The 11,406-nt window shown below is 43.9% G+C and carries 9 protein-coding genes and 1 pseudogene; 4 read left to right on the forward strand and 6 right to left on the reverse strand.

Going from position 1 to position 11,406, the window contains the following annotated elements; genetic code table 11:
• On the forward strand, positions 1 to 1,242 hold a 1,242-nt coding region (locus tag VFW36_RS07820; protein ID WP_329658254.1), incomplete at its 5' end, for a diguanylate cyclase domain-containing protein.
• Between the two features lie 2 nt (positions 1,243 to 1,244).
• Here the strand turns inward: VFW36_RS07820 and VFW36_RS07825 are convergent.
• The 6 genes from VFW36_RS07825 to VFW36_RS07850 form a co-directional block, all read right to left on the reverse strand.
• Positions 1,245 to 3,173, reverse strand: coding sequence for a putative bifunctional diguanylate cyclase/phosphodiesterase (locus VFW36_RS07825; protein ID WP_329658255.1), 1,929 nt, complete (start codon positions 3,171 to 3,173; stop codon positions 1,245 to 1,247).
• On the reverse strand, positions 3,170 to 3,694 hold the full coding sequence (locus VFW36_RS07830) for a hypothetical protein (protein ID WP_329658256.1): 525 nt from the start codon (positions 3,692 to 3,694) through the stop codon (positions 3,170 to 3,172). Before VFW36_RS07830 ends, VFW36_RS07825 begins: the two co-directional genes overlap by 4 nt.
• Positions 3,694 to 5,700 carry a TonB-dependent receptor plug domain-containing protein gene (locus VFW36_RS07835; RefSeq protein ID WP_329658257.1) on the reverse strand — a complete coding sequence of 669 codons (2,007 nt, stop codon included), beginning with the start codon at positions 5,698 to 5,700 and terminating at the stop codon, positions 3,694 to 3,696. The genes VFW36_RS07830 and VFW36_RS07835 overlap by 1 nt, the downstream gene beginning before the upstream one ends.
• A gap of 2 nt (positions 5,701 to 5,702) precedes the next feature.
• Positions 5,703 to 6,632: a GGDEF domain-containing protein gene (locus VFW36_RS07840; RefSeq protein ID WP_329658258.1), complete on the reverse strand. Its 930-nt coding sequence runs from the start codon at positions 6,630 to 6,632 to the stop codon at positions 5,703 to 5,705.
• Positions 6,633 to 6,719: 87 nt separating this feature from the next.
• Entirely contained in the window at positions 6,720 to 7,952 is a 1,233-nt protein-coding gene (locus VFW36_RS07845; protein WP_329658259.1) for an EAL and HDOD domain-containing protein, read from the reverse strand.
• Between the two features lie 90 nt (positions 7,953 to 8,042).
• Positions 8,043 to 9,251, reverse strand: coding sequence for a putative glycoside hydrolase (locus VFW36_RS07850; protein WP_329658260.1), 1,209 nt, complete (start codon positions 9,249 to 9,251; stop codon positions 8,043 to 8,045).
• A 117-nt stretch (positions 9,252 to 9,368) separates the two neighbouring features.
• On the opposite strand from VFW36_RS07850, the gene VFW36_RS07855 reads away from it, so the two are divergent.
• The 3 genes and pseudogenes from VFW36_RS07855 to VFW36_RS07865 all read left to right on the forward strand — a co-directional run.
• Complete coding sequence (locus VFW36_RS07855) at positions 9,369 to 10,706, forward strand: DEAD/DEAH box helicase (protein WP_329658261.1); 1,338 nt, start codon at positions 9,369 to 9,371, stop codon at positions 10,704 to 10,706.
• 24 nt (positions 10,707 to 10,730) lie between these two features.
• Positions 10,731 to 11,150 (forward strand): alternative ribosome rescue aminoacyl-tRNA hydrolase ArfB, encoded by a 420-nt coding sequence (gene arfB, locus VFW36_RS07860; protein ID WP_329658262.1) that lies wholly within the window; start codon positions 10,731 to 10,733, stop codon positions 11,148 to 11,150.
• Between the two features lie 65 nt (positions 11,151 to 11,215).
• Positions 11,216 to 11,406, forward strand: a pseudogene (locus tag VFW36_RS07865) (carboxynorspermidine decarboxylase); the annotation flags it as partial.

Genomic DNA, 11,406 nt, shown 5'->3' on the forward strand with positions numbered 1-11,406 from the left:
TTTAAAAAATCACTGAGTGATTGGTCGATTCAAAAAAAGCTCATTTATTCTAATGTTTTTGGGATTGCATTTGCATTTGTTCCCGTTGTCGTCATTATGGTGACGTATGAGTATTTTGCCTTGCGTGAGAGTGTCCTCGAAGAGATCCGAGTACAAGCGGAGATTACGGGGGAGAGCTCGGCGGCGGCAATGGCATTTCGAGATACGGAAGCCGCACACGATACACTATCGGCACTGCGCGGCGCTCATGACATGAGGGAAGCTCACCTGATCTTATCGGATGGGACCATTTTGGAGAGCTATTACGGTGATGGCAAGGGGATGAAATTTCGTAAACCAACCAAAAAATTTCAAGCCTCCAAAGAGCGTAAAGAGCGGCTGGGCTTGAGCAGTGTTACTATTGAGAAACCGATTTTTTTGCGTTCAGAACATGTCGGTTCTTTGATTTTAGTGAGCAGTCTAAATTCACTGTATACGAGACTGGAATGGTTTGCCCTCATTATCATGAGTGCAACCTTATTTGGGTTTATGTTGGCACGCATGGTTGCCAAACGTATCAGTAAGATGATTACCGAGCCGCTTATGGAATTGATTGAAGCGACGCAAAAAGTAACCGAAGAGAATGATTATTCTACCCCTATCTCGGTTGAGTCCAAAGATGAAGTGGGGAACCTATCTCGGGCGTTCGGTGAGATGATGACGCAGATTCATAATCGAGATTTGACGATGCAACAATTGGCGTATTATGATCGGGTGAGCGGAATCCCCAACCGTCACTTTTTTGAAGAACGTATCGTCCAAGCAATCTCAAATGCGCAGAGATATGGCACTTCGTGTTATTTGTTGATGATCGATTTGGATGATTTTAAGATCGTTAACGATACGATCGGACACCATGTGGGAGATTTACTCCTGCGGCACGTGAGTGAGAGTCTCACTAATACGATGCGCCAAAACGATAGTATATTTCGGATCGGCGGTGATGAGTTTGCCATCATTATCGAGAGTATTTCCGATCATGAATCGGTCGCTCATATCGCTCAAAAAATCATCAAGGCCGTTTCAACGCCGGTAGTTTTGGAAGGTCATGAAGTGAAAGTCGGTGCGAGTATCGGAATCAGTTGTTTCCCGAAATACTCATCCGATGTACAGACTCTCATGAGTACTGCGGATTCGGCAATGTACGCGGCAAAAGGGAAGGGTAAGAACAATTATCAGACGTATAATATGCTAATGCAGTAAGATTACATCAGTTGTTGATGTAAAAACTGCGGTTTCCCCGTATGAAATCCTTGTGCGTAGGTAATTCCCAAATCAGTTACGTTTTGTAAAATCTCTTCTGAGGATACAAATTCGGCTACCGTATCAATGCCGATGCGGTGAGCAAAGTCGACAATCGCTTCAACAACAATACGATGGCGACGGTTTTCATTGATAGATTTGATCAAAGTGCCGTCGATTTTTAGAATATCGACGCTGAGTTTGAGAATATTTTCAAAGTTGGAGTAACCGGTTCCGAAATCATCGATGGCAAATTTCACCCCCAAAGCTTTCATCCGTGTGATAAACGAGGCAACTTCGTCAAAATTCTCAATCCCCTCCGATTCCAAAATCTCAAAAATGACCCGATTGGCAGTGTTGGTTTGGCGTAGAATATTTTCAATGGTAATAACTGTCCGAGGATCGAGCATGTCACTACTGGAGAGATTGATTGAAAACTGCTCATAGCGTGCTGCAAACAGATGGCAGGCTTGGTAGACAACCTCCTGGGTAATATGGTGATAGAGTTTCGTTTTTTGTGCGATCGGTAAAAAATCATACGGTGCGATCAGCGAACCGTCTTCATTTTGAATGCGTACCAAGGTTTCGAATTTTTCAATTTTTCCGGTTTGACACGAGACGATAGGTTGATATTGGCAGACGATGCGGTGCTCAACCAAAGCTTGACGTATTTGAGCAGACATGGCAATATTGGCTTGATACTGCTGTTCAATCCCTTCGGATGGGTCATATACAGAGTAGGGGAGTTTTGAACTGCGAGCTTTATTGAGTGCGACATCGGCATGAATGAGCGGTTTATCACTGTCGAGTGCTATTCCGATAGTCGCTCGAACATGAACGGTTTCATCCGCAATCATAAAAGGTTTTTCATTCAGTAAAGAGAGGAGGATCTCAATGTCATGTCGAAACTCGGCATGGGTACGACCCTCTTTCAAACGAAAGGCAAACTCATCTCCCCCGATACGGTAAGGTTTTAGTTTCATTTCACGGAGCCAATGCGCAATTTGGGTTAAGAGCCAATCTCCAGCATCAATACCGAAAAAATCGTTGATCTCTTTAAAATCATCAATATTCAAGATAGCGACCGTACTGATCGATTCTACTTGCAAATCTTCTTGCAGTTTGATTCGGTTCGGCAATGACGTAAGGGTATCGTAATACAAATGGTGGGTTGCTTTATGGGTTTGTTCGGTGATTTTAAGCTCAAGGTTTTTGTTGATAGACTCAATATCATCCGAATATTGGATGACACGCTCTTGCATCATCTCAAATGCATGAATAATCTGGGTAAATTCACGTTGTGCGTAGGGGATGTCAAATGTTATTTGTTCCCCCGGTTTAAAGTTCCGAACTTTATAAGCGATCAGGGTTATCGGCAGTAAAAGGCGGTTGATCCATAGGATCATTAATCCTAAAATAGCGAAAACAGTGACGGAAATCCAACCGTATAAGGTATAAAAACGGCTCATCGCTTTGGTAAATTCTTCACCGGAATAGGTTAGCGTGATCGAACCGATCGGTTTTAGGGTTGAGGGTTCCATCAAATTTTCAGTGATATTGATACTCTGATACGATTGAGAGCGCTCATGCTGAGCATAGTTTAAAATAATATGCCCTTTTAAATCGGAAATTTTTAGTGCAATGACGTCATCGCGCTGGGTAATAGTCGAGAGTTTATCACCTAAATCATTCACCCCTAAAAAGAGAGAGAGCGAAACGGCTGGGTTCACCGTATCGAGGAGTAGCGTCGCTTTCTCTTTTTGGGAGTTCATGGTTAAATCACGAACGATTGAAAAAGTGACTAAGGTAATGGCGATAAAGATCATTACGGCTGCAAAAATAAGCGCCATAAAGAGTTTTGTCGAAAGGCGGGCATGTTTAAATCGGTTCATTCTACAAGCCTTGCGATTTGATATAGGGTGTTTTCAAAATGGAATCTCCCCTCTTTTAGGGTGCTTTTATTGATGTAAATGATGGATGAACGCTCAATCGCAATGGAGCCTAATAATCCGTATTCTAAATCGGCTACATCGTATGAAAATGTGGGGACACTGTTGGATATTCCCCATTCCGCGATTTTTTTAAGTGATTTTGGACTGCATCGCTGAGTAGTGTAGACAAAAGCAATATCTTTACGTTCCACGATCTCATCCGCCGACTGAGCGATAGCGATAAAGGGAATATTTGAAACTCTTCCGTTATGAAATTTATTGATTTCATCCGCAATGAGTTGGGCATTAGCTTTTCGATTTGAATCGTATACTACCGCGAATATCACTTTGGATGAGGAAGTTTTTAACCGTGTATCCAACGCCATGATTTTAGGGAGCATACGAATATGGGCATTTATTATAAGCGTATCTTGTGCCGATGCGATAATAAATCCGAAGATCAAAAGGAGTATGATCCGCATTAGAATTTCCAACCGCCTCTAATCCAAAATACTCGACCCTCTACCGGATAGTCATCCGCATAGGTGGCTGGAGGCGATATATAACGATAGATAGCGTTATTGGCATTTTTCAGAGCACCTTGGAGATAGAATCCCTCAGTCCCTTCCCACCCTAAAATGAGATCGTATGATGCGAATGAGTCCATCGCATTTTTTCGTGCATCGTTGGGACGTCGCTCTTTTCCACTGTTATAGCGTCCAACAACACTTGCATTGATCTGTGGCGTCAGAGCATACGAGATGCCCCCCTTGAGCAACTGTGTTGAAGCGTAAGGAAGATAGTCGGTCGTTTCAGACCCTTTAAACGTTTCGCCTCTGATATAGCTGTAGGAGAGGAACAAAAGGTCATTTTCTGTGATACTTCCGCGAAATTCACCCTCAAACCCTTTGATGTTGCGCTGACCGATATTCTGATACATTTTATTGGTGGTATTGGGGGTGATTTGATCGGTGTTTTTCAGATAAAATAGATTAAGTCCGAATGTCGTATCTACCGAAGGTTTATACAAGTATTGAGTCTCATAGGAAATGACATGCTCAGCTTCTAAATTTGGATTTCCTACTTGCTGTGGATTGTTTTGACTGTAAAGTTCCCGAAAAGAAGGGAGTCTGAAACTATTGCCGAACATAAATTTTACGATATGCTGGCGGTAGGGCTGATAGACCAAAGCAGCCCTTGCATAAGGTTCAAACTCTATATTAGACGCTTTTGTCCCCCCAAGATTCAAAGAGAGTGCTAATAGATCATTGATGTCTATGGTATCGTTAATATAAAACTCATCGGTATGACGGCAAGCCAATCCTGCATTGATAAACGGAGCACTGAGTGTATAATCAACGAGTGTTGATCCTCCGGCTTTATTTGTTGTAATGGTAGACATATTAATGAGATCTTCATACTTTTCACTATAGCCGAGTGTAATCTTTTGATGCTTTATACCGGAATAGGTGGTGGAAATATTGGCGTAGAGTAATCGGGTATTAAAATCGGTATAAGCCCAAAATCCGCTCGGATAGGTGATGGCATTATAAGTGCCGGGAGGAAGCAATCTAGAATCTTCTTCCCATCCGTCTTCCATAACCCCTGCTTTAGCATTTACGCTCAACGTATCGGTTACTCTATGCGTATATCCGCTTTCGATGTACCAAGCGGGGAATGTTTGTGTTCCATCGCTATTGGGTAAAGCACTTAGATTTCCGAACGCGCTTCCGGTCTTAAAGTGGTTAAAACGCCCTTTGAGATAAAAATCATTATAAACCAACGAGAGACCTAAGCCGATTTGTTCGCTGCCCAGCGGAGCATAGCCTGTATGGTTGTATTTATCGGTAACCGGTATAGGAGAGATCGTATCATTGCTTTGGTAAAAGAAATCGCCGGAGAGTTTCCAATCAGAGGCCTGATGAGTGTACCAAAAACCTGATTGTCGCGCATTATCGCTTCCGAAACTTCCAAAAATCGAACCGCGTTGCAGTCTGTTTTCATCTTTTGCGTAGGTGATAACATTGATGGTGCCTGAGTAGCCGTTTACCCCTTCGATAAAACTTCCCGAACCACGGACGACCTCAATACGTTGGATAAGTTCGATCGGAAAATCGAGATAACCCGTATAGGTATCCGCTGAACGGTCATTGACCACCACACCGTCAATCGCTAATTTGGTTTGACCGTAAGAAAGGGGATTTGAACCACGGACTACGGGTGTTCGGTTATTGTTGGTATTTGCCATCATATCGACACCGGGAAGAAGCATTAGAGCATCTTTGAGAGAGTGGACACCAAAAGAGAGAAGATCCTTTTGTTCCCATACCGATAAAATAAACGGTTGATAATCGATATTATGATTGGTTTGGGTTGCCAGTTGTTCTGTCGCGCTCAAATCTTCATTTAGAGAGCTTAATGCGGATGGTTGTTCTGCTCCCATGAGCGATAACGGGATAAGAGAAAGGAAAAAAGGAGAATATTTCACGCTTAATCCACTAAAATCGTGCGATTTTTCCCCTCATTTTTTGCACGGTACAATGCTTCATCGGCGCGAGCGACAAAGTCATCATAGGTATCTCCCTCACGGTGCATGGTTGCCCCGACACTTACCGTCATTTTCATCGTTTTGCCTGCATAAATCAGATGGCTTTTTTCGATTTTTGAGCGGATTTTATCGGCTACGGCAAAGGCTTGTTCTTTATCGCATCGGTTGAGTAACACACTAAACTCTTCACCGCCGTAGCGATATACTTTGTCACCGCTTCGTATGACCGACTTTATGCTTTGTGCGAAGAAATAGAGCACTTTGTCCCCTGCGACGTGGCCGTGTTCATCATTGATCATTTTAAAGTTATCGGCATCAATCATCAGTAACACCATCGGAAGCGTTTTACCTGATCCGGCTTGAATAGCACCGTTTAAATCTTCAATCAACCCTTTTCGATTGGTCACTTTTGTCAGAGGGTCAATAGTGAGTTGCGTTATAGTACTTTCTAATTCACTGCTGAGCTCGTCGATTTTACTTTGCGCTTTTTTGAGTTCAAGCGACATATTGTGACCTAATTCACTGAGCCCGTCAACAAACTGAACACATCGATCTACCCCCTCTTTGGACGCTTTGCTGATGTAATTTTCCTGTAAACCGGCAACATGGGAAATATCGGCATGTGCTTCGACAAACGATTCAATGCTGCGATGGGCTATGTCGAGATAGCGGGTTAAATCTTCATCGCTTGTGAGAGAAATATCATAGTCACTTTTTACGGCGAGAAGGAGTTCTGGGGCTTGTTGGTTGAGAAGTTTATCAAAATGGGTTTTATAGTGATTCGGTAGGGGAGGGAGACCTAATGAACGTAACGTACTTATCGTTTGATCGTGAAGCGAAAAAATTTTATCATTCACACTAGCGTCGCTCAATTTAGATCCCTCAAAAATTTCTGAGATTGTAGCATTTTTATCACTATTTGTTGGTATAAAAATTGATCAAAATTTCTTATCATAATGCTAGGGGTGAACAGTATAGTTGTGTGCATTAGTGTAAAGTGTGTAGAGCGTTTCAGGTCGAAGATTGAGTTTGAGTGCTAATTTATCGATTAAAAGGTGAATATCGTCCGTTTTTTCGAGCTTTTCGGTGACCAGCAATAATTTTCCAAAATATCCGCTCCGTGTTACTAATGCATCGATAATGGGTTGATCAAGGTGAATTTTATCAATGATAGTGGACATAGATATGTGTAAATAGGTATCAATCAAAGAGAGGCTTCCGGTTAAAAAAGCTTCGTCTCCCAGTTCGGGTTTACCCAAAACACTTACCAATTCCTGCATCATATGGGCCCGAAATCTAGCCGCATCCACAATTGCTTCTTGGAACATCTCATCATGAGAGGTAGAATATAAAAAGAGACCGAGCCAGGAGCGAAGACGCGATGGTCCCAAGAGGTTAAGAATCTGTTTCATACTCGTTATTTTTTCTCTGAAAGAAAATTCGGCAGAATTGATATAGCGCAGCAGATTAAAGGTGAGTTCCGGATAGGATGAAAACTTATCGCATATCACATTCATATCGGTCGTTGTGTAAAGCGTATTGATCACATCAATAGCATTAAGAACCGACGGCTCTATTTTGGTTCCGATGATGATAGTCGGTTTTTCGAAGAAAAAGCCTTGAAAATAATCAAATCCCGCTTTTTTACATCGATCAAATGTCTCTTTATCCTCTACCTTTTCCGCTAAAAGTTTTATTTTATGAGAGCTGAACAGGGCGACAATTTCCTCAATACTGATGGGATTGTCGGCGAGTAAATCGATTTTGATGACGTCTACATAGGGGAAAAGGGGGCTGAAATAGTTGATATTTTCTGGTTCGCAGGAGAAATCATCCAGGGCGAAACGGTATCCAAGCTCATGCAAATGATGCACTCTCTCGATCACGGCAGGGGTAACTTGTGTGTATTCCAAGATTTCAAAAACAAATTTGGATTTGGGAAGGGATAAGAAGACATCGCTTAGGATGATCTGCTCGTCGATATTGATATAGCCGATTTTAGTGCCGATGATGGATGAGAGACCGATATTGTGGATGAGATTGATAATGACACGGGCAGTCGCTTTTGCATTATCGGAAAAAACAGCTTCGCTTGACTCGTGAGTACTGCGGTAAAGGAGTTCATACGATACGCATTTACCCTCTTTATCGAAGATAGGTTGTCTTCCGATAAAAATGTCCGATTCAACCATTGTTAATGCCTACACGTATAATTTAGAGTTTTATATTATAGCATTGGCATTATACAGGTAAATCTTTAGAAAAAAATTGCAATTATTTTTTTATTTTAATCCGTCGGAACTGTAAACATTGCGAGGATTCCATAAAATCCACCCACAACTTCCGAACGCTTCGCTCGCGGAAATTTGCTCACGAATCTCTTTTGCTCCATAAATGCGACGGTCGAATGCGTAATCGCGAAACGCTTGAAGCCAAGGACGGTACGACTTCGGCGATGTCGCTGATTTCTCCAGCGCTTTATCGAGCGATTGTTTGACTACTTCATAGTTGGCTTTGACCGGATCGGGGTGTCCCGGGATACCTGCATTAAACCCTGATGGATAGAGCATCGGCGAGAGATAATCGACATACGGAGAGAGGGCATCGACACGCTGACCGATCTCAATATCGGCATTATGCCAGCTGACATATCCGAAGATGTCGGCAGAGATAAAAACGTTATACGGGGTTAATCGCGCTCGTGCCGCTTCTAAAAAGCCGCTAATCGCTTTGACCCGCTCGGCTTGAGAATTCTCAACTGAAAATTTCACCCCTTTGGCATCCGGAAAACGGACATAATCAAATTGAATCTCATCGAATCCCGCTGAGGCTGCTTCTGCCGCGATGTTGAGAATATACTCACGAGGCTCTTTGCGTGATGGATCGATCCAATATAGCCCCTCTTTGTCTTTAAAAAGTGACCCGTTAGCTGCTTTCACACCCATGGCCGGATAGGCGGTGACATAAGGGGTATCTTTGAATGAGACGATACGAGCAATGACGTAAATCTTCTCTTTGTGCAAATCGGCGACAAACTTTTTGATGTCTTTGAATAAAATGACATCCTGCGCTCCGATACTATTGGCGATAGGATTGGCGGTTTTAAATGCGATCTGTCCACGATCCATTTTCATATCGATGACCAATGCATTGATCTCGGTTGATTTAATCAACTCTTTAGCATTTCCCATAAGTTTGCTGCTGGTAGCACCAAAGCTGGAAAGATAAAGGGCTTTAGGATTAAACGGGTTTAAATACATTTTCCCGCCGTTTTTATAGAACTTTCGTTCGTATCCTACGGCACGTACACCGATAATCGGAGAAGATGGAACTTTAAATGACCCGTTACAGTCGCTTCGGTACTCTTTACCTTGCGAAATGATGATAGCGTTGGCTATCGGTTTTGACGTATTTTTATCTAAAATCGTTCCGCTGATTAACGCTCCCCATGTCAATGAAATGGTTGCGGCTAACACAAGTAATGCTCTCAATTCTGTCCCCTGTAATCTGATGGCGACATCGTAGCAAAAAATAGACCAAAATAGGGAGGGTTGAAGCGACAAAATGGTAACATTCTCTAACAAAATACCAAAAAGGTACACTATCTTATGTCATTTACGACTTTAGGGCTAACTCCCCATCTTCTCGACACACTGATCGAGCTCGGATATACTGAGCCGACACCGATCCAAAAAGAGGTTATTCCTCTCATACTTCGCGGACGTGATATTCTCGGTGCCGCCCAAACGGGGACGGGTAAAACGGCGGCATTCGCCCTACCGATCCTCCATAAACTCGTTAGCGAGAGCCAAATCAAACAAAGCAGTGCCAGAGCATTGGTGATCGTTCCGACACGCGAGCTTGCTTCCCAAGTGGCAGAGGCGATAAAAACGTATGCGCAAGGGTTAGAGATCACGACGATTGCCCTTTACGGCGGAGCCAATATGGCGCGTCAGGCGAAAGAGTTGGGGGAGGGTGTCGATATTATCGTCGCTACTCCAGGGCGGTTGATCGAGTTGAACAAGCAGGGACACGTTCCGTTGTCACGGATCGAGTTTTTGGTATTCGATGAAGCCGATACGATTTTCGATATGGGCTTTATCCGTGAAGTGGGGCAAATCATCGATCTTCTCCCGATCAAACGCCAAAACATGCTTTTTTCGGCAACCATGACCCCTGCGGTGAAACAGTTGAGCGAAAAAATCCTCAAAAAACCGCTTTTGATTGAGATCGATAACCTCAAAGCCGCCGATATGACACTTCGTCAAGTCGTCCATCCGGTCGAAAAAGAGCGTAAAAAAGAGCTGTTATCCTTTTTGATCGGTTCGAACAACTATCCTCAGGTTCTCGTCTTTACCCGTACCAAAGTCGAAGCGGACGAAGTGAGCGCTGAACTTACCGCCAGCGGGCTTAAAAACGTGGTGATCCACGGCGACAAAAAACACGGTGCGCGCGATCGTGCCCTCAACGAGTTTCGAGAAGGGTCTGCCCGTATCCTTGTTGCAACCGATATTGCGGCGCGAGGACTAGACATCGAGGGGTTGGACGTTGTTATCAACTATGACATCCCGCACGTCAGTACCGACTATCTCCATCGTATCGGACGCACAGGTCGTGCGGGGAATGAGGGACTTGCTATCACGCTTCTCTCCTCCGCAGAGCATATCTCATGGCAAAAAATCATAACGATGCTGGGCAAAAATGTCGAGACGATCTTGGTGAGCGGATTTGAACCCCCTGCGGATAACGCATTGGTCAAAACACGGGGAAAAAGTCTCTCCAAAGAGGGAGAGAAAAAAGGCAAAACTGCCGGAGCGTTCGGAAACAAACGTAAAAAGGAACCGGTACAGCCGAAATTCGCAGGCAAACGGGGACCTCGTGTCGCTCGGGAAGAGCCTGTATCGAAAAAACCTTCACCGAAAAAATCGGGCGGACGGGGGAGATAACATCTCCTATCACAGAGGTTTGTTATGCTGAACATTTCCCACACTGTTAGTATCCCCGACGCTGAGATCGAGATAACCGCTATCCGATCCCAAGGCTCGGGCGGGCAAAACGTCAACAAAGTCTCTACCGCGATACACCTCCGCTTCGACATTAACGCCTCAACACTTCCCGACTTTTACAAAGAACGGCTCCTCGAGATTACCGATCACCGTATTACGAAAGATGGGATCATCAATATCAAGTCCCAAGAATCACGCTCGCAAGAAGAGAACAAAGAATCAGCATTGGAACGTCTCAGAGAGCTTATCAAAAGCGTCACTGTTGTTCAGAAAAAGCGCCGCCCTACCAAACCGACCCGCAACTCACAGAAACGACGGATGGACAGCAAAACGAAGCATGGGAATATCAAGAAGATGCGGGGGAAAGTGAACGGTGGAGAGTAAAGATTTTTACAGAAATAACTCTATGCTACAATCACGTCATTAAAACTCCCATTACAGGACTATCCATGAGCGCTATCGATTTCTCTCAACTCCCCCATACCCCGTGTTACATCTGCGAAGAGGCTCTTTTGGAAAAGAATCTGCTCGTGATGGAGCGGGTACAGAGAGAATCGGGGGCGAAGATTATCCTCGCCCTCAAAGGGTTCGCGATGTGGTCAACCTTTCCGATGGTGAGCAAATACCTCCACGGATGTAC

It is taken from the genome of Sulfuricurvum sp. (assembly GCF_036279695.1).
Lineage (GTDB): Bacteria > Campylobacterota > Campylobacteria > Campylobacterales > Sulfurimonadaceae > Sulfuricurvum.

What these genes read in the sequence shown, in the direction of transcription:
- VFW36_RS07830 (WP_329658256.1), bottom strand. Translation starts at nt 3,694, where the DNA reads ATGCGGATCATACTCCTTTTGATCTTCGGATTTATTATCGCATCGGCA.
- VFW36_RS07825 (WP_329658255.1), bottom strand. Translation starts at nt 3,173, where the DNA reads ATGAACCGATTTAAACATGCCCGCCTTTCGACAAAACTCTTTATGGCG.
- VFW36_RS07845 (WP_329658259.1), bottom strand. Translation starts at nt 7,952, where the DNA reads ATGGTTGAATCGGACATTTTTATCGGAAGACAACCTATCTTCGATAAA.
- VFW36_RS07855 (WP_329658261.1), top strand. Translation starts at nt 9,369, where the DNA reads ATGTCATTTACGACTTTAGGGCTAACTCCCCATCTTCTCGACACACTG.
- arfB (WP_329658262.1), top strand. Translation starts at nt 10,731, where the DNA reads ATGCTGAACATTTCCCACACTGTTAGTATCCCCGACGCTGAGATCGAG.